Origin of the sequence: Sphingomonas sp. SRS2, from assembly GCF_000971055.1 — a bacterium.
Taxonomy (GTDB): domain Bacteria; phylum Pseudomonadota; class Alphaproteobacteria; order Sphingomonadales; family Sphingomonadaceae; genus Rhizorhabdus.
This window is the reverse complement of the sequence record NZ_LARW01000109.1, coordinates 89,350-105,683: the sequence shown is the minus strand read 5'-3', so window position 1 is coordinate 105,683 and position 16,334 is coordinate 89,350. Positions and strand designations below refer to the sequence as shown.

The 16,334-nt window shown below is 64.6% G+C and carries 21 protein-coding genes; all 21 read right to left on the bottom strand.

Annotated features, from left to right (window positions below; all coding sequences use genetic code 11):
• Positions 1 to 49: 49 nt before the first annotated feature.
• The 21 genes from WP12_RS17155 to WP12_RS17060 all read right to left on the bottom strand — a co-directional run bounded on the left by WP12_RS17155 (position 50) and on the right by WP12_RS17060 (position 16,330).
• Positions 50 to 427 carry a tlde1 domain-containing protein gene (locus tag WP12_RS17155; protein ID WP_046194887.1) on the bottom strand — a complete coding sequence of 126 codons (378 nt, stop codon included), beginning with the start codon at positions 425 to 427 and terminating at the stop codon, positions 50 to 52.
• Positions 428 to 581: 154 nt separating this feature from the next.
• Positions 582 to 788, bottom strand: coding sequence for a hypothetical protein (locus WP12_RS17150; RefSeq protein WP_046194886.1), 207 nt, complete (start codon positions 786 to 788; stop codon positions 582 to 584).
• Positions 788 to 1,135 carry a hypothetical protein gene (locus WP12_RS17145; protein ID WP_046194885.1) on the bottom strand — a complete coding sequence of 116 codons (348 nt, stop codon included), beginning with the start codon at positions 1,133 to 1,135 and terminating at the stop codon, positions 788 to 790. The genes WP12_RS17150 and WP12_RS17145 overlap by 1 nt, the downstream gene beginning before the upstream one ends.
• Before the next feature lie 61 nt (positions 1,136 to 1,196).
• Positions 1,197 to 1,544: a DUF7936 family protein gene (locus WP12_RS17140; protein WP_046194884.1), complete on the bottom strand. Its 348-nt coding sequence runs from the start codon at positions 1,542 to 1,544 to the stop codon at positions 1,197 to 1,199.
• An 11-nt stretch (positions 1,545 to 1,555) separates the two neighbouring features.
• A complete protein-coding gene (locus tag WP12_RS17135) occupies positions 1,556 to 4,558 on the bottom strand; it encodes a beta strand repeat-containing protein (protein ID WP_046194883.1) in 3,003 nt (1,000 codons plus the stop codon).
• Positions 4,559 to 4,574: 16 nt separating this feature from the next.
• Entirely contained in the window at positions 4,575 to 5,312 is a 738-nt protein-coding gene (locus WP12_RS17130) for a hypothetical protein (RefSeq protein WP_046194882.1), read from the bottom strand.
• Positions 5,313 to 5,332: 20 nt separating this feature from the next.
• On the bottom strand, positions 5,333 to 5,851 hold the full coding sequence (locus tag WP12_RS17125; RefSeq protein ID WP_046194881.1) for a hypothetical protein: 519 nt from the start codon (positions 5,849 to 5,851) through the stop codon (positions 5,333 to 5,335).
• Entirely contained in the window at positions 5,851 to 8,334 is a 2,484-nt protein-coding gene (locus tag WP12_RS17120; protein ID WP_152664056.1) for a phage tail protein, read from the bottom strand. Before WP12_RS17120 ends, WP12_RS17125 begins: the two co-directional genes overlap by 1 nt.
• Positions 8,334 to 8,756 carry a DUF6950 family protein gene (locus WP12_RS17115; RefSeq protein ID WP_046194879.1) on the bottom strand — a complete coding sequence of 141 codons (423 nt, stop codon included), beginning with the start codon at positions 8,754 to 8,756 and terminating at the stop codon, positions 8,334 to 8,336. The genes WP12_RS17120 and WP12_RS17115 overlap by 1 nt, the downstream gene beginning before the upstream one ends.
• Entirely contained in the window at positions 8,753 to 9,412 is a 660-nt protein-coding gene (locus WP12_RS17110; protein WP_046194878.1) for a hypothetical protein, read from the bottom strand. Before WP12_RS17110 ends, WP12_RS17115 begins: the two co-directional genes overlap by 4 nt.
• Positions 9,409 to 10,005 carry a hypothetical protein gene (locus WP12_RS17105; protein WP_046194877.1) on the bottom strand — a complete coding sequence of 199 codons (597 nt, stop codon included), beginning with the start codon at positions 10,003 to 10,005 and terminating at the stop codon, positions 9,409 to 9,411. Before WP12_RS17105 ends, WP12_RS17110 begins: the two co-directional genes overlap by 4 nt.
• A complete protein-coding gene (locus WP12_RS17100) occupies positions 10,002 to 11,705 on the bottom strand; it encodes a phage tail tape measure C-terminal domain-containing protein (RefSeq protein ID WP_046194876.1) in 1,704 nt (567 codons plus the stop codon). The genes WP12_RS17105 and WP12_RS17100 overlap by 4 nt, the downstream gene beginning before the upstream one ends.
• Positions 11,705 to 11,830 carry a phage tail assembly chaperone gene (locus WP12_RS24280; RefSeq protein ID WP_084691205.1) on the bottom strand — a complete coding sequence of 42 codons (126 nt, stop codon included), beginning with the start codon at positions 11,828 to 11,830 and terminating at the stop codon, positions 11,705 to 11,707. Before WP12_RS24280 ends, WP12_RS17100 begins: the two co-directional genes overlap by 1 nt.
• On the bottom strand, positions 11,830 to 12,255 hold the full coding sequence (locus WP12_RS17095) for a GTA-gp10 family protein (RefSeq protein WP_052730460.1): 426 nt from the start codon (positions 12,253 to 12,255) through the stop codon (positions 11,830 to 11,832). Before WP12_RS17095 ends, WP12_RS24280 begins: the two co-directional genes overlap by 1 nt.
• The gene (locus tag WP12_RS17090) at positions 12,255 to 12,686 is read right to left on the bottom strand and encodes a hypothetical protein (protein ID WP_152664055.1); all 432 of its coding nucleotides are present in this window, start codon (positions 12,684 to 12,686) and stop codon (positions 12,255 to 12,257) included. The genes WP12_RS17095 and WP12_RS17090 overlap by 1 nt, the downstream gene beginning before the upstream one ends.
• A 58-nt stretch (positions 12,687 to 12,744) precedes the next feature.
• The gene (locus WP12_RS17085; RefSeq protein WP_046194873.1) at positions 12,745 to 13,158 is read right to left on the bottom strand and encodes a DUF3168 domain-containing protein; all 414 of its coding nucleotides are present in this window, start codon (positions 13,156 to 13,158) and stop codon (positions 12,745 to 12,747) included.
• Positions 13,151 to 13,630, bottom strand: a complete 480-nt coding sequence (locus tag WP12_RS25355) for a hypothetical protein (protein ID WP_046194872.1) — start codon at positions 13,628 to 13,630, stop codon at positions 13,151 to 13,153. Before WP12_RS25355 ends, WP12_RS17085 begins: the two co-directional genes overlap by 8 nt.
• The gene (locus tag WP12_RS17075; protein ID WP_046194871.1) at positions 13,627 to 13,947 is read right to left on the bottom strand and encodes a head-tail adaptor protein; all 321 of its coding nucleotides are present in this window, start codon (positions 13,945 to 13,947) and stop codon (positions 13,627 to 13,629) included. Before WP12_RS17075 ends, WP12_RS25355 begins: the two co-directional genes overlap by 4 nt.
• Complete coding sequence (locus WP12_RS17070) at positions 13,947 to 14,495, bottom strand: head-tail connector protein (protein WP_152664053.1); 549 nt, start codon at positions 14,493 to 14,495, stop codon at positions 13,947 to 13,949. The genes WP12_RS17075 and WP12_RS17070 overlap by 1 nt, the downstream gene beginning before the upstream one ends.
• A gap of 46 nt (positions 14,496 to 14,541) precedes the next feature.
• On the bottom strand, positions 14,542 to 14,952 hold the full coding sequence (locus tag WP12_RS17065; RefSeq protein WP_046194869.1) for a hypothetical protein: 411 nt from the start codon (positions 14,950 to 14,952) through the stop codon (positions 14,542 to 14,544).
• Positions 14,953 to 15,055: 103 nt separating this feature from the next.
• Positions 15,056 to 16,330, bottom strand: a complete 1,275-nt coding sequence (locus WP12_RS17060; protein ID WP_046194868.1) for a phage major capsid protein — start codon at positions 16,328 to 16,330, stop codon at positions 15,056 to 15,058.
• Positions 16,331 to 16,334: the final 4 nt, after the last annotated feature.

The window sequence follows — 16,334 nt, the reverse complement described above, 5'->3', positions numbered from 1 at the left end:
CGTCGGCGCCGGGCTGGGAGGTTCGTGGAAAGGTCGGGAATTGCTTGGTCTATTCGACCACTTCGAGATCGCGGTCACCGCTCGACCAGATCAGGTCGCGGATCGCCCGCGGCAGGATGATGCAGCCATGACTCGCGGTGCCGGGATTGGCGATGCTGTCGCCGTGGATCCGGAACGCCGATCGGCCGGTCGGCTGATGAACGTCGTCCAGCTTCCCGTCATCCGCATAGAGCGGCATCGTGAACGGGCCGGTGTTGCCGCTGGCATAGGGTTTCCCGACCTTCCAGCGCCCGCGCGGGATTGGGCCTACCCCTCTGGCCGCCTGCATGGACGGATTGTTCTTACCCCGGCCATTGCCCGAATAGCCGCGCGAGACGACTTTCCCCGCGCGGCGCAGCTCGCCGGCGGACTGATCCCAAGTCCACATGGTCACCCCTGTTATTAATGTCGAAAAATTATTTCGCCCGGCGGAACTTCTCATGCCGCAGGCAGTTGACCGTTTGAGCCGCGCCGCCCGTCCCCCCAGGCGACCCCGCTCGACGACAGAGGCCCGTCGGCGTTCTTCGCCGGCGGGCCTCGTGTCATTCCAGCCTTGCCAGCAGCGCCGCGAAGTCATCGGGCAACGGCTCGGTTTCGGGATCCGGTTGCGCCGCCTGCAGTGCGCCGCTCATCCGCTCGATATCGTCGGCCGTTGCCCTCTGCGGGCGGTACGCCTTGACGGCGGCGGCGAAGGACGAGCCGCCCGAGAGAAAAACTACCGCTGCGGCGGCGAACTCGATCCCGCTCATTATCCGCGCTCCTCGATCGAAAGCCGACGGCGAACGATCGCCTCCACGGCGTGCAGGAAGAAAGCGAAGCCCAGCGCCCCCGATATAAGCGCGGCGATCACCGCCGTCACCGGATCGACCCAGCCCTTGGCTGCGCCGAGAACCGCGAGCGTGGCGAACATGGGGAGGGCAGCGAACTCGCTGATGATCAACCATCGTCGCTTGCGCGACCAGCGCTGGTAGAGCGCCGGATCGTCCGGCGGATCGCCGGCGATGCCGAACAATAAAAAGGCGATCCGCGCCGCGAACGCCGTTAGCGCCGCTCCATAGGCAAGCACCCACAGCCAGGCGATATCCCGAGCCCCCATGTTAACCCCCCGGCATTTAACAACCCGCATGTGGCGGGTCGTGGATTGGCAGTGCTAGTCGTCAGGCCTCTGGCGGCTGTTCCCATGGCAGCGGAGGTGCGATCATCGGGCGGTTCGCCTGCACCGCGATCTGATCGGCGACGGCGCTCTCCTTCAGCGCGACGAGCGGCGCGCCCATCGCATCCTTGGCCCATCCGATCACCTGATCGAGCGTCAGCTCAGCATAGGGCGTGAAATCGCCTTCCGGGTTGTCCAGCTTCTGGGAGCCAACGGTCACACCGCTAAACGTCCCGTCGCTGCCGGTCAGGCGCCAGTGGACGGTCCTGACGACATTTTCCTGCCCGTTGAGCTCGGGCACGCATTCAAGTGAGCCGGGGCCCTGCAGGCTCCAGTCGTAGGTGATCGGCATGATCCAATTCCTTAGTTGATGACGAGGAAGTTAACCCGCGTTTCGGCGTTCGCGGCGGCGTTGGCGTACATGGTGAAACTGCCGGCGCCGGCGACACAGGCAACCGATTTCATCGTGTTGTCGTTGGCGGCGACCGTGCATTGCAGGATGCTGTTGACCGTCACCCGGTCGTTCGTGACGACCAGCGAAGTCGCAGCTGCGGCGAAGTTCACCGAACCGGCGTTCTTGTTGATCGTCTGCGCGCCGGTCGTCGCGGCCGCCGTGATGGTCTTGTCGAAGCGCATGTCTCCGGCAAAATAGTTCGGCGCAGTGCCGGGTGCGTAGATATTGAAGGCCGCGCCGCCGCCGGTTGCCACATCCACCGCGGATGAGAATGCGTACATGGTCTTGCCGGTCGTGGCGCTGGCGCCGCCGATATTCTCGACGCGGAAGGCATAATTGCTGACGCCGTTCGTCATCGATGACGCTACTGCAAAGCCATATTGATTGCTGAGTGCGGATCCGGACCCGATCACCCCGGGTTCGACGTAGAAATGGCGAAAATTACCAACAGTGAAGCTCGCCGCCTGGGTCGAGGGACTGGAATAAAAGTTGTTGAACGATGTCGTGACGCCGGACTGGACGGTCGGCTCCGCGCTAATTCCGAAGGCGTTGGACGCGCCGGTCGCGTTGCCGGCTACGCGCACACGATATGCGGTCAGGCCGGTCGTCCCGATACCGAGAGGGCCGGCGAGATAATTGGCGGCAGTACCGCTCATGTACAGATTATAACGGCCGGACGTGGCGGGAATATCGCCATAGAAGCCGTAATTGTTGGTCGCGCCCGTCAGGCTGTCGCCGACGCGAAAGCCATATTGGTTGGTAACGGTTGCGCCCGCTCCGATCGCGCCCTGTTCGGCCCAGAAATGGGACAGATGGGTCATGGTGAAGGACGCGGCAGCGACTGTTGCGTTCGAGCGGAACAGGCCGGCCGATGCCGTGACCCCGGACTGGATCGTCGGCGCCATGTAGATACCAAGCGCGCTGGTTCCGCCGGTTATCGATCCCGCGAACCGGAACAGGTAATCCGAAGAAGCCGATATGCCGAGGGCGAGGGTCGTGCCGTCATGGACGAAGGCGGTGGAGCCGCTGAGCGCGGTGGTGCTCGAGGAGTACAGGATCCGGCCGGCAGTATAGGAGCCGACCCCGGTACCGCCGTTCGCGACAGGCAAGGTTCCGGTCACCCCGGTCGTGAGCGGCAGGCCGGTCGCGTTGGTCAGCACCGCGGCCGAGGGTGTGCCCAGCGCCGGCGTAACCAGCGTCGGAGAGGTGCTAAGAACATTTGAGCCGGACCCGGTGGAGCTGGTCACGCCCGTCCCGCCGTTTGCCACAGGCAAGGTACCGGTCACCCCGGTCGTGAGCGGCAGGCCCGTGGTGTTGGTCAGCACGCCGGCCGAGGGCGTGCCGATGTTCGGCGTGACCAGCGTCGGGCTGGTATCGACGACGAACTTGCTACCCGTGCCGGTCTGCGACGCGATCGAGGTCGCATTGCCGACCGAGGTGATCACGCCGGTGAGGTTAGCATTGGTCGTCACGGTGCCGGCGGTAAGGCCGCTGGCGGTGCCGGTGAGATTGGTCGCCACGCCCGATGCCGGCGTGCCGAGCGCCGGCGTCACGAGCGTGGGGCTGTTCGACAGCACCACGGATCCGGTGCCGGTCGAGCCGGTGACACCCGTGCCGCCGTTCGCGACGGGCAATGTGCCAGTCACGCCGGTCGTCAGCGGAAGCCCGGTAGCGTTGGTCAGCACGCCGGCCGAGGGCGTGCCGATGTTCGGCGTGACCAGCGTCGGGCTGGTATCGACGACGAACTTGCTACCCGTGCCGGTCTGCGACGCGATCGAGGTCGCATTGCCGACCGAGGTGATCACGCCGGTGAGGTTAGCATTGGTCGTCACGGTGCCGGCGGTAAGGCCGCTGGCGGTGCCGGTGAGATTGGTCGCCACGCCCGATGCCGGCGTGCCGAGCGCCGGAGTCACCAGCGTCGGGCTGTTCGACAGCACCACCGATCCCGTGCCGGTCGAGCCGGTGACGCCGGTGCCGCCGTTTGCGACTGGCAGCGTGCCGGTCACGCCGGTCGACAGCGGCAGTCCGATAGCGTTGGTCAACACCGCGGCGGAGGGCGTACCGAGCGCAGGCGTTACCAGCGCGGGGCTGATCGAGAGGACGTTGCTCCCTGACCCCGTCGACGAGGTGACGCCGGTACCGCCATAAGCAACGCCGATCGTGCCGGCGTCCCCGGATCCGAGCAGCGAGACACCGCCGACCGTCTTGATATTCGTGCCCGAGACGAGAGCGGCCTGCTTCGCCGCGAATGTCGAGAAGTCGGCCGCGGACAATGCGCCGCGATTGCTGGCTGACGCCGTAGGGATATTGAGCGTGATCGCGGGCGCGGTGGTGCCGTTGGCGATCGACGCGGTTATATCGGTGCCGCTGGTGCCGATCGTCGGCGCGGCGACGCTGGTGACGGTGCCCACCCCGACATTGCCCGAGCCCAGCAGTGAGGAACCGTTGACGGTCCGAATATTGGTGCCTGAGACGAGCGCCGCCTGCTTGGCGTTGAACGTCGACCAGTCGGTTGCCGACACCGCCCCCCGATTTGTGGCGGAGGCCGTGGGGATGTTGAGCGTGATCGCCGGCGTCGTTGTCGCTGTGGCGATGGATGCGGCGATGTCGGTGCCGCTTGTGCCGATCGTTGGCGCGGCGACGCTGGTGACCGTGCCGACCCCTACATCGCCCGAGCCGGTGATGACGTTGCCGTTGACCGTCTTGATCCGCGCCGGCGTCCAGGCGTTCGATCCGTCGAGGCATCCGACCTCGACCATCTTGTCGGCGCCGGCCTTGGTCGAATCATACACAGTCAGGCGGCGGCAGGTGCCCGACTTGTCGATGCCGAGCTGGGGCACGACCTGGGCGGTCTGCGCGAGCAGCGCAACCGACACCGTGGCGGCAAGGATCGCCGCGAAGATCTTTCGCATATTATGGTCCTTCGACTTAAACGGAGGCGACAGCCGCCGTGAACAGCGCGGTCATTTGACCGTCGGAATAGGCGAGCGTGTCCTGAATGAATTCGGCCATCGCATCGCCGGGTTTGATGGGCGCGCCGGCGTTCCAGCGGATCGCCACCTCATCGTTGATGTCGGCCGGGATATTGTCGCGGATGTCCTGCAACTTTTCCGCGTCGGCGAGTGCGATCAGCACCGCATAGGCGGGCACCGCGCCGACCGGGAAGCCGAAGGCCGACAGGTCGGCCGGCGCGCCACGTTCGACGAACTGCACCTCGTTCGCCGCCTGGATGATCGTGACGGCGACATAGGGCTGCGCATTGGTCTGCACGTCCAGCGTAGCGTCGGCCGCCAGCGCCGGCGACGCCAACACGGTCAATGCCCCGCTGCTCAACATGCTGCGGCTCAACACTTCACCGTCGTTATCGACCGCGAGCGCTTCGAAGATCTGCAACCGCAGGCTGGTCGCCCGGCCGGCGGCGTACATAGACAGCGTCTGCGCGCCCGTGAACGCGAGCTGCGCCACATCGCCGTCACCCTCGCCCTTGACGCTTGCCAGCACGTCCAGCGTCTTGCCCCGAAAAGCCGCCATGACGAAGGTGCGGCCGGTCAGTTCGATCGGCGCGCCGCCTTCCTCAGACAGTAGCGTGAGCACGACGACGAGCGGCTCCCCCGCGAACACGGCGGCGTCGCCCGCATAATTGAAGTGAGGGGCGATCGAGGTCATGACGGTCTCCGGGCAGTAGATCAGGCGACACCGGCCGCGCGCGCGGCCAGCATGATCTCGGGCAACCCCGCGGCGACGATGATGCTGGCCTTAGCGGTTCGCCGTTCCGCCTCGATCGCGCCGATCGCCTCGCGGTCCGTGAAGCTTTCAGCAACGTTCGCAAGCACCTGCTCCGCGAGTTCAGGCGTGGTGACGCCCATCGCTTGGGCTTCTGCGTCGAGCAGCGGGGTGGGCGCGTCCAGATTGCCGGCTTCCGTGACCTTCGCATCATAGACGGCCGCTCGGACGCCCGTCGCGAGCAGCGGCGCGATGAGCGCATCGGCCCGCGCTTCGACTAGACGCAGGACCGGGTTACGCACGGCGTCCAGATCGAATGTCTCGACCGGCACGCCATCGACGAAGCTGATCGTGCGATACTTTCCGTCAAGCTTGACCGCAGGCCATGTCCCGCCCTCGGTATTGAAGGGCAATTGCTCCGGCCGCATCGATCGAAGATGGACCTCGTTCGCATCGGGATCATAGATCAGATAATCGTCCATCAGCCATTCCTCATTGCTGCGTCCACCGCCAGGAGAAGGTCGGTGAGAATGATTTGGGCCGCTCCGCCGCGCCATCGCGCCCGGATCGTATGCGTCGCGCCGCCGGCCAAAGTGACCAGAGCGCCCGCCGCACAGACCGCCTGATAGTCGCCCGCTCCGCCCGAGCTGCCCCAGCCCTGCACTACGCCGTTGACCGTGACGTCCAGTTCGTGGTCGGGAGTGCCTCCAACGTAGTTCTGTGCCCCGGTCGCGGTGATCAGGACCGACGCGTCGATCGGCACATAGACGTTTATCGTGCAGACGTTGATGTTGGCGCCGGTGCCGGCCGTCGATCCCGCCGGCTGCGCAGCGGCGCGCACGACGAGCGCCCCAACGTCCACCGACAGCGTCGTCACGCGATCGGTTTTGATCGTGCCGTCCGAATTAAGCCCGGCATCGACCCGTCCATCGCTGATAGCGGTCGGGATGTTCGTAAGATTGGTGGACCAGTTCGCGCCTACCGTCGCGACGTCGACCCATGTCGAACCGTTCCAGCGCCGCAACCGGTTCGTGGAACTGCTATACCAAAGGTCCCCGAGCGCGGTCGCCGTCGGCGTCGCCGTCGTGTAGAAGGTAGTGACCTTGCCATCTGCGGTCGCCTGCGCGCCGGCCGCGTTTGTGATCGCCAGCGCGACCCGCGTATCGGCCGCCAATACCCAGGCCCCGCTTCGCCGGACATAGAGCTTGTTCGTGTCGTCTGTGTCGAACCAGAGATCGCCCTCGCTCGCGCCTGTCGGCGCCGCCGTCTGATAATAGGTGTCGATCTTGCCGTCGGCGGTGTCCTGGGCGTTGGCGGCGTCGGCGATCGCCTGAATGGCGGCAGCCAGCGCTTCGCCGATCCCGAGGATATAGGGATCGTTGAGCGGATCGTAGAGCGTCGGATCCGCCGCGACGACCGGGGCCGCGTCGCTCGCGTCCCAGGCGTAGATGTCTTCATGCTCGAAGGTCAGCACCATCGGGCAGGTGCCGTCGTAATTCATCGTTTTGGCTTCGACCCGGAATAGAGCCCGGTCGAACCCCAGGGCGCTGAACGTAAAGGGCAGGGGATCGCCGACCTGATATTTCCAAGCCCGGTTGCTGAATGTCGCCGTAAAGCGCCGGTCATATTGCTTGCGCTGCAGCACTTGCTTGGCGATGCGCTGGACTTGGCTCGGACTTTCTACGGTCAGCAGATCCAGCGACAGTACGCGGTCAAAACCGTCGATAGACGCGAGGCTGACCTCGGGATAGTCGACCGGCTGATAGAGCGATGCGTCGGATGCATCGATATACCTGCCCCGCGCTATATTATATTGATCGTTGAGCGCGGGGTCGGGATCCCACTGGAAAGGGCCGAGCACATCGTCGTCGTCGAGCCCGTCGTCGAGTGCGGTCGCCGCCAGATCATTATGCATGATCGTCAGTGTAATCCTGCCGTCATTGTCGCGGAGGCGCCCATTGCAGGCCGATAGCAGCGCCGACATCGCCGCCGAAGGGTCGTCGCCCTCGGTAACGACCGCCGCCGAACGGTAGCGCGGCTCCGTGCCGCCGGCCGATTTTGCAACGAGTTCGTCGCATAGGTTCGCTGCAGTGATGAACGACGCCATGTCTAGTTTAGACGGCGGGATTCCGCACCCGACCGAGATCAGGCCGTTGATCCGCCAGCCCAGATAATAAGTAAGGATCTGCAACGCAGTATTGTTGCCGATCTCGCTTCCCGATGGCGCAAAGCTCCACGTCGACTGATCATTCGCCCGCATGGATCCACTACCGCCCGCGGTGCTGTCGCGCCGCGGATCGTAAAGCGCCATGCCTTTGCCGCGGATCGTAAGACGCGACGCGAGCCCTCCCGCGAAGGGGCTTTCGGCCTTTTTGGTATTACCCGTGCGCTTCACGCGGAGATGGATATAGGCGCAGCCGGTCAGCCGACGCGTCGCACCCCATTTGCCGCCGCCATTGATCGCGATCGTGTTGGCGGCGGTCCCTTCGAGGCGCGTCTCCGCGGTCAGGTAGCCGACGAAATCGCCAATCACACCGCCTGTCGCCGACCATGCCTTGCGGTCCTCGATCCAGATCTCGTCGATCGATGTGACCTTATGCGCCGCGCAGCCGATGATATAATCGACGTACTCCTGCTCGGCGCCCCATGGCTCGGTATACCGGATATCGGTAGCGAGCGCCGTCGTGCCGAACACCGCCGGACGATATGCACCGGGTATTACCGACGCGTTCAATCGGTCGAGCTGACCCAGCGGCGATCGTGGCACCTTAAGGAGCGCGTTGCTGGCGATCGACAGGCCCGCAGCTGCTCCTGCGGCAATGATCAGGCCGGGTATTGCCGCAGCAGCAGCGAGCCCAAGGCTGGTGCTCGTCCATAAGGCAACACTGAGCGCCGTGCCCACGCCCGGGATGAAGGCCACGGCAACTGCCGCGACGATCAGAAGGGGTTTCAGAACCTTCGACATCAGTTCACCCGCCAGGCACGGCGCCACGCCGCGCGCTCGATCTTGATAAGCCCCTCCTGATCGCCATGTGCGCCTACACCGACAGCGAAAGCACCGAGCACGATCGCGACGGCTTCGCCGCCCTGGCCGTCGTCGACCAGCACCACATCACCGCGCTGCGCGAGCGCCACCTTGATCGGCTTCGCCTTGGACGTGACGGTTTTCACCAGCGTTCCTCGGCCGAACCGTCGCAGCGCACGCGCCGCGCCACGCGCCGTGCGATAATGGCCGCGGAAAGCTGCGATATGATCGACCCCGGTCATCGCCAGCACCGCGCCGCCGACAAAGGTGCAGCAGTCATGCTTGCCCCAGGCGAACGGCACGTCCCGGCACTCCCGGAGATAGGCTCCGAGGCGCGTTTCCCAGTCATGATGCCGCGTCATGTGATCGCCCGTGCATAATCCAGCGCGCCGGCGAACCCCTTTGACCAGTCGAGATAGGGTGCCGAAGGACCGAGCGCGTTGCCCTTCGTTCCATTCGCGATCGCGATGGAAGCCTCGGCGCTCATGTCGCCTGCATCGTAACGCTTCTGCGCGAGCCATGTCCGGCCGCTGGGCTGCGACATGAAATTGAGCCAGCTTTCGATCGTCATCACGATCGTCTGTTCGCTGCGATCGCCGACGATCCTTGGGACCGTCATATAGCCGCGATAATAGGACCAGATGTTGCCGATGCGGTCGCCGTAGGGATCGAGCATCATCGCCCACAGCACGACTTCGCGGCCCTGCCATTTCGATTTATCGCCGATGATGTTGAGCGTATCGCTGTCGATCCCCATCAGCCCCGACATGGTGACCGTGACGGTGGACCCACCGCCCTCCTTCATCTCGACTGGCGCAACCCGCATTAGCAGGCCGTCCTGCGCATCGAACGTGTGCCCATCGAGCTGCGTATCGCCGGTCCCGGCGAACGTCATGCTATAGGGCGCCGTCGTGACGCGCAGCGGATCGCCATCGAGATCGAGGAAAGCGCAATAGCCCGGCTCGTTCACCGACTGGTTCAGTTCCGCCTGGGCGGTAGCGTCGGGGCGGGTGCTCATCCGTCGAACACCTCGGAACACGCGAAGGAAACGCCGTAGAGCTGCGCCGGCGAGACGGCATAAGGCAGATCGTCGTCGTCCATCGCCATCAGCGCCGTCGGCAGGCGCACCTCGACCAGCGTGTTATCGGCGGGGCTGATGCGCAGGCGGCGACTCAGCGGCAGCGTCGCGCTGCCGCCCCCGCCGATCGCCACGTCGGCGGAGATCCCGATCAACTGGTCGTTCACGGTGATGAGCTGTCCCTTCTTCAAAGCGGCGCCTGCGCCGGCCCAGCCATCGGTGACCAGGGCAAGCCCCGTCTGCCCGCCGCCGTTGACCCGCACCGCAGCCTGGGCATTCTGGGAATTCTCGACGGCAACGATTCGGAAACTATTCGCGCGGCCCTCGCAGGCGAGCAGGAAGGCGCGCCATTCCAGGAAGTCGGCCTCGCCGACGATGGACGGCAAGGCGATCGATGCTTTCCACCGCGCATGGGTGAATTTCGTGATCCGCCGACGGTCGCTCCACTCGGACATGTTGACCTGTGTCTTGGCAGGCGGCGTCCAGCGGATCTCGGCGATGCCGGGCTGGGTTGGAAAGCTGATCGTCGTCATCCGCCTGCTCCCGACGGAAGCGATCGCCGATGCAGCCCCGCCATGGTCTTTCCCTGCGCGGCGGCAATCAACGCAGGGGCGGCCGAAAGAACGGCGCGCTCCGCCGCGTCCTTCACCATCGCCGGATCGGTCGCACCGCGAGCGTCGACCGCGACCGAGATGGTCGTTCCGCCGCGACCAAAGCCGCCGATCTGATGGTTCGGGATTACCGTCGTAGGCGACTTGGTCATCATGATTTCCGGGCCACGCTCGCCGACAATAAACGGCGTCCCCACAGGGGGATCGCCGCCGTCCGCGAAGCCAAGCAACCCCGCCAGCACGCCACCGCCACCACCACCCAAGCCGAGCAGCCCGGCCAACGGGGCGACGATCGCCTGACGGACCGCTATCCGGATCAGGTCGGCGATGATCTGATCAGCTACGTTACTGAATGCTTCGCCGAGCGATTTCGCATCGGTGATCGCGTCTGCGATGCCATCGCCCAGCCCCTCAAGCGCGTCCGCTGCGATCCCGTTCAACACCATCTCAGCGTTCTCGCCTTCCCGCTGAATTTGTTGGAGCAAGTCCATCATCGGCGTGCTGACATCTTGGAGCGCGACGTTCAGTGACAGCACCTCTTGGGTGACGCCTGCGATCGATTTGCCGATGCTCTTTTCGAAAGCGTCCGAGCCGCCACTTACCGCAGGAAACGGATCGAGGGTCTGCATCGTATTCGCGAGCGTCTCCTCCATGCTCTTCGCCGATTTTGCGACAGAAGCATTGAAATCGGCAGCATCCTTGAACCCGAGCGACTGATAAAAGCGATCATCCTCGCTGAACGTGCGGCCCTTTCTACCCCTCTTGGAATCCGGCCGCCGAACCCCCCCCGCCAATGTCCCGCTATCGAGCGACTGGTCGATAAGATCGGCGATTTTCTCTTTTTCAGACGCGGCCAGACTGTCGATGATGGCCTGCTGCAACTCACGGTTGCTGACCTTCAAGCCGTTGTCGCCGAGCGAGCCCAGCTGCTTGAGCGCATCGCGCGCGGACATCCGGCCCTTCTGGAAAGCGTCGACCACTGCGAACTGATCGGCATTGGAGCCGGGCTTGTAGAAAAAGGGCAATGCCGAGATCTCGCCCGCATTGCCGAACGCCTTCCCCGACGACGCCTTCGCCGCGCCGGCCTCTGATCGCAGATTGAGGGAGGTCAGCTGAGCGTTGGCGCGGAGCAGCTCGTTCTGCGTCTTGAGCTTGCCGGACGTCAGGTCGAACATGTCGCCGAGCGCGGATTGCGCATCGGCAAGCCCGGTCGATCCGACCTTGGCGAGGTCGAGGGCTTCGTTGGCCTCGCCCATCGACAGCAGGTAGGAGGCTAGCAGCGTCGTGACGGTGAGGATACCGCCGCCGAGGATACCCGAGAAGAACCGCCCGGTGGCGCCGGCTTTGCCTCCCATGTCGGCCAAGGCGCCCGCGGCCTGCCCGCTCTGCTGCGAAAAGGCCCGCAGGATCGGCGTGCCGCCCTGCACCTGCACGAGGAAATCGTTGAACTGGAAGCCAAGATTCTTGACCGCATTTTGCTGTTGCGCCGACGACGTCGTGATCGCGCGGTTCGACCGGTTGGCGAACCCCTCGACCTCGGTCGACGCCTCACGCAACTGCTTCGTAAGCAGCAGCGTCGTCGCTTCGAGACGGAGGACCAGCCCCTTGTCGATCTCGGCCATCAGTCTTCGTTCCCACGCTGCGCCGCGCGATCCTCGCCGATTTCCACGGCGCTGAAAAACTCGTGCGGTGTGCTGTTCCAGAACTGATCCGCCGACCAGTGCAGGTCGAGGATCGCGATGCCCATCAGGCGGCGGCGGGGGTGCCGGTCGTCGGGCTTTCGCCCGCCGGATCCCCGACCGCCGCCTTGGCTTCCCCCTTGGCGGTATACCTACCGGTCACCGCATCGCGCAGGAATGGCGGTAGCTGCTTGATCGCGGCGACGAGACCGCCGTCCGCCTCCATCAGCTTGGCAGCCACTACGTTGACATCCCAGGCGTCGGCCTCGCGGCTTTTGCCGTGATGACGCAGATCCGCCTTGATGCATTCGGTGACGACCACCGCAATCTGCAGGCCGCGCAGCCGCCCCATCTCGGCGCGAGCGCCGAGTTCGACGATCGACATCCCTGTCGCGTCCTCGATCGCCTGCAACGCCGCCCAGCTCGGCCGCATCACATGGGTGATTCCATCGAGCAGGATTGCCTGCTCGCCCCGGATCTCGTTCGCGCTCATCACGCCAGCTCGTCGATCGTCGGCGCGCCGCTCGGCATGAACACGATGCTGTCCGACGCATCCGTCTTCGGATCGAGGTTCGGGCCGATCTCCTGCACATAGGCGGCGACCGCGAAGACCGCATCGTCGGCCGTCCCGGTGTCGCCGCCCTTGCGGATCTGCAGATTCAGCAACGTCTTGGCGCCATGGGCGGTCTCAAGCCGGCTGTACCCGTTCGCGTCGGGCAGCTTCGGCGACAGGTCGACCGACAGCGCCAGGGAGCCCAGACCGGGTCGCGCCGCCTCATAATCATCACTCTTGACCGTCTGGTCCACCTTCCCGCGCGACTTGCGATAGCGCAGGCCCTTCTGGCCCTGCACCTCATAGAAGACCTCGGGGCCGGCCCCGTTGCCGACCCACAGGCGGTATTCGTCTGCGTCCAAATAAGGCATAGTCACCTCCATCACCCGCGACCGTCGCGGGCGTCATTCCATCGAATTTCAGATGCGGTCAGGCCGGCTCGGTCGTGGAGCTCAGCGTGATCGTGCCGTAATAGATGTTGTCTTTCAGGACCGGGTTCGTATCCGTCGCCGGCCAGTCGAACCGCCCGAAGAAGACATCGTCGGTTGCATCCGGCTTCCAGTTGCCCAGCGCCGCACGAACCTTGGTCTGCAAGGCAAAGTTATCGGCCCGCGACGTCCCCATCGTCACCGCGAACACGACCATCGTCCAGCGGTCGGCTACGTCGCCCTTTCCCCCGCGCGCCTCACTCTGCAGGTCGCCGATGATGACGACCGGCGGTGGCGTCTTCTCCGGCACATGCTGGAATACTGTTCGCTTGCCGCCGGGGATCAGCGCACAAAGCCGGTCATAGGTCGCCTTTTGCAAGGCCGTCGCATAGTCGATCGACGCAGGATCAGTCATTGCCCACTCCCGCCGAAGCGCGTCGCAGGATCCGGTCGAAGATCGAACGCAGACGCGGCAACTCATTTGCATCGAAGTCGGCGCGCCGGCCGAACACGAAATTATATTTGCTGCGGCCGATCGCCCCGACATTGACGAGATAGCGCTCGACCGTGCCGTCTTTCCGCACGCGCGCGGCGTTCGCTCGGCCCGCGCGTCGGCCCTGGTCGAGAATATAGCCGTAGAAGAATTCCGACTTTGCCCGACGGGTCAGCAGACCGAGACGAAGGATCAGGCTGGCGCCGATCGTCACGCGCTTCTGGATCGCCGACACGAGGCCGCCATAGCGACGTGGCGTCTCGGCCAGGGCATTGCCCAACAGCCGATCGCCGATCGCCTGAAACTCGTCGTTCAGCTCGCGCCGCGCCTCGGGCTCGATATTGGCGAGGAAGCGTCGCGTGGAGCGAACGCCCAGCCACTTTCCCCCGATCATTCCGGCAACTCCATATCGATCAGCACGACCAGATCGCGACGACCACCGTCAGGATCCACCGCCGACCGCACCCGGTAACGCGCGCCATCGAGGACGACGCGATATCCCGTGCGGATATCCATTTTGCGCATCTCGATCCGCCAGCTTTGCTGATCGGCGAGCATCCCCGATACATCGCTCTGCGAACCGCCCACCGGCCGGCCGCGCACCCGCCGATGGCCGATAAGCCGCCAATCCTCTGTCTGCCCGCCGACGCCGTCGGAAACCGGGACCGGCCGATATATCGCGATCCGGCGATTATACTTCCCGGCCTGCATCAGACCCGCGCCAACTTGTAGGGCGCGAGCAGCGCGTCGACGCCTGCCGGCGTTTCCTGCAGCGAAGCACCGAAAGCCTCGCGGTTATTGTACCAGTGCGCGAGCATCATCCGCGCCGCGACCTTGAGATCGGCGGGAACGCCCTCGCTGCTATCCTCGTCGGTCGCCCAGCCCACCGTGGCCGCCACCGTGATCACCCCATCACCACAACCGGGCGTCGGCCAAGCCTTGCCGATCGCGGGAAGCAAGCGGACATGATAGCGGCCGAACGGCGCGGTGCGGAAATCGGCAAACGCCTGCTCCGCGCCGGCGCCGTCCAGATAGGTTATTGCGACGGTCTCCCTGTCGACGGGCGTCGACGGTATCACCATCAGCCGGGCGAACTGGTCGAACCCGAACTCGCGCGCGCGCCGGTCGGCGACGATGCCGTAAAACCCTTCGAAATGCTGCGCGACGGCCTCAATGAGCGCCCCGACGAAATCGTCGTCCTCATTCTCGCCATCCTCAAAGCCGAGCTGCTGCCGAGCTTCATCGAGCGTGATCAGCATCGTCGTCTCCGGAAAGAAGAAAGGCCGGGCCGAAGCCCGGCCCTGATTACGCAGCCGGCTGCAGCTCGGCGTCACCCTTGATCGCGACGGCGCTGAACAGCGCCGCAGAGGCGTTGTTGGCCGGCGTGATCGTCAGGCGCACGTAACGCTTGTTGCCGACATAGCCGATCTTCTTGACGACATTATCGTCGGCGAAGGTGTACGAGGCGTCGGCCTCGGTCCCGCGCAGGAAGCCGTCAGCAACGGCGGCTGCATCGGCAAGATTGTTCGTTTCGCCATCCTCGACGAGCACGGCGAACGTGGCATCGGCATCGGCAAGCGAACCCGCTGCGATGATGAAGACAAGGCTATGATAGCCCTGCAGATCGATGATCTGCGAAACGAGCGCGGTATTGTCGCCATCGGAGACCGGCGACACCGCGCGATCCGCCGAGATACGGCTGTAAAGGTCTTTCATGTGTCACCTGTGATATCGGATCCGGCACTGCGGCCGATCCCTGGGCATTCGGACGGATCGCCGAATGTGGATGGAGCGGACCCGAAGGCCCGCTCCAAAGCGCTTACGCCGAGATTTTCAGAAGCTTCATCGCCTCGAAGTTCTGAATTCCGCCGCCGACCCGCTTGGTCGTGTAGAAGAACACGACGCCGTTGGTCTTATAAGGGTTGCGGAGAACGCGGAGGCCGAGCCGCTCGACAATAAGATAAGCGCGCTTGAAGTCGGCGAAGGCAACGGGGAACGCCCCGGCGCCGAGGTCGGGCATATTGTCGTCGGTGTCGACCGCCTTGCCGAGGAGCAGTTCAGGCTTGTCGACCTGCAACGACGGCTGCCAGATCCAGCGACCTTCCGAGTCCTTGAGCTTGCGCACCTCGGCGAGGGTGAGATCGTTCATCAGGAACGACGCCTCCTGTCGGTATCCCGCCTTGAGCGCATGCACCAGATCGATGAAGCAATCGGCCGGGTTCACGCCCGCACCGGCGGCCGGAAAAGCCGTAGCGTGGCCGCTCTTGACGAAACCGACCTTTCCCCAGGCATAGTTGGCGTTGGCGATTGGTGCATAGCTCAGGAAGCCGCGCGGCTTCTTGATGCCGTCGCCGCTCACGAACGCAGCGCCTTCCTTCTCGGCAAACTCAATGCCGACTTCTTCGGCATACCAGGATTCGACATCCGCGACCGAGTCGTCGAGGAACTTCTGCGTTGCCGCAGGCTCCGCATACAGTTCGCCGGTTGCGAATTCGAGGCGGGCGAGCTGCGGCGTGTTCGTCTCGCCGCGCGCGTCGCCCTCACCGACCCAGCCCGAGGAAGCACCGCCGAGACCCTTGTGCTTGACATAGGTGTCGCCGGAGATCGACATCACGGTCGACATGCGGCGCATAGCCACCGTCTTGCCCAGGATGCGCGAGATCGACGTGTCGACCTGCTTCGGCGTGAGGAAGCCGCCATCAGGATCGGAAAAGGTTGCGCCCCGAGCCTCGATCTTGCCCGACCGGGTGAAGTCGTTGAACGCGGCGACATGCTCCTTGTCTTTGGCGGACATCTTGCCGTCGCCGGGTCCGCCGAGCTTCAACGCGGCGATCTGTTCGTTCGAGTCGTTGAGCGCCTTCTGCAGCTCGCCGACGGTTGCGTTGATCTTGTTGAGAGCCTCGACATCGAGAGCATCGACCTTCTGCCCCGTGGCGTCGACCTTCTCACGCATGGCGGTAACAGCCGTGTTGAGCTGCTCGAAAAGGGCCTTGGGGTCGGTCGGCACTTCGGCGCGGGGTCGAGCCATCACGGCACGTGGAGCGGAGGCGAGCGCCGTCGCCCCCGCGAGAGCGAGGATATTTGCGGTCTTCATGCTG

Coding starts and splice junctions, on each gene's coding strand:
- WP12_RS17085 (WP_046194873.1), bottom strand. CDS start 13,158: ATGACTGATCCTGCGTCGATCGACTATGCGACGGCCTTGCAAAAGGCG.
- WP12_RS17100 (WP_046194876.1), bottom strand. CDS start 11,705: ATGGCCGAGATCGACAAGGGGCTGGTCCTCCGTCTCGAAGCGACGACG.
- WP12_RS17075 (WP_046194871.1), bottom strand. CDS start 13,947: ATGCAGGCCGGGAAGTATAATCGCCGGATCGCGATATATCGGCCGGTC.
- WP12_RS17065 (WP_046194869.1), bottom strand. CDS start 14,952: ATGAAAGACCTTTACAGCCGTATCTCGGCGGATCGCGCGGTGTCGCCG.
- WP12_RS17110 (WP_046194878.1), bottom strand. CDS start 9,412: ATGAGCACCCGCCCCGACGCTACCGCCCAGGCGGAACTGAACCAGTCG.
- WP12_RS17135 (WP_046194883.1), bottom strand. CDS start 4,558: ATGCGAAAGATCTTCGCGGCGATCCTTGCCGCCACGGTGTCGGTTGCG.
- WP12_RS24280 (WP_084691205.1), bottom strand. CDS start 11,830: ATGGGCATCGCGATCCTCGACCTGCACTGGTCGGCGGATCAGTTCTGG.
- WP12_RS25355 (WP_046194872.1), bottom strand. CDS start 13,630: ATGATCGGGGGAAAGTGGCTGGGCGTTCGCTCCACGCGACGCTTCCTC.
- WP12_RS17150 (WP_046194886.1), bottom strand. CDS start 788: ATGAGCGGGATCGAGTTCGCCGCCGCAGCGGTAGTTTTTCTCTCGGGC.
- WP12_RS17095 (WP_052730460.1), bottom strand. CDS start 12,255: ATGAGCGCGAACGAGATCCGGGGCGAGCAGGCAATCCTGCTCGATGGA.
- WP12_RS17105 (WP_046194877.1), bottom strand. CDS start 10,005: ATGACGACGATCAGCTTTCCAACCCAGCCCGGCATCGCCGAGATCCGC.
- WP12_RS17090 (WP_152664055.1), bottom strand. CDS start 12,686: ATGCCTTATTTGGACGCAGACGAATACCGCCTGTGGGTCGGCAACGGG.
- WP12_RS17145 (WP_046194885.1), bottom strand. CDS start 1,135: ATGGGGGCTCGGGATATCGCCTGGCTGTGGGTGCTTGCCTATGGAGCG.
- WP12_RS17125 (WP_046194881.1), bottom strand. CDS start 5,851: ATGGACGATTATCTGATCTATGATCCCGATGCGAACGAGGTCCATCTT.
- WP12_RS17120 (WP_152664056.1), bottom strand. CDS start 8,334: ATGTCGAAGGTTCTGAAACCCCTTCTGATCGTCGCGGCAGTTGCCGTG.
- WP12_RS17060 (WP_046194868.1), bottom strand. CDS start 16,330: ATGAAGACCGCAAATATCCTCGCTCTCGCGGGGGCGACGGCGCTCGCC.
- WP12_RS17155 (WP_046194887.1), bottom strand. CDS start 427: ATGTGGACTTGGGATCAGTCCGCCGGCGAGCTGCGCCGCGCGGGGAAA.
- WP12_RS17115 (WP_046194879.1), bottom strand. CDS start 8,756: ATGACGCGGCATCATGACTGGGAAACGCGCCTCGGAGCCTATCTCCGG.
- WP12_RS17070 (WP_152664053.1), bottom strand. CDS start 14,495: ATGCTGATCACGCTCGATGAAGCTCGGCAGCAGCTCGGCTTTGAGGAT.
- WP12_RS17130 (WP_046194882.1), bottom strand. CDS start 5,312: ATGACCTCGATCGCCCCTCACTTCAATTATGCGGGCGACGCCGCCGTG.
- WP12_RS17140 (WP_046194884.1), bottom strand. CDS start 1,544: ATGCCGATCACCTACGACTGGAGCCTGCAGGGCCCCGGCTCACTTGAA.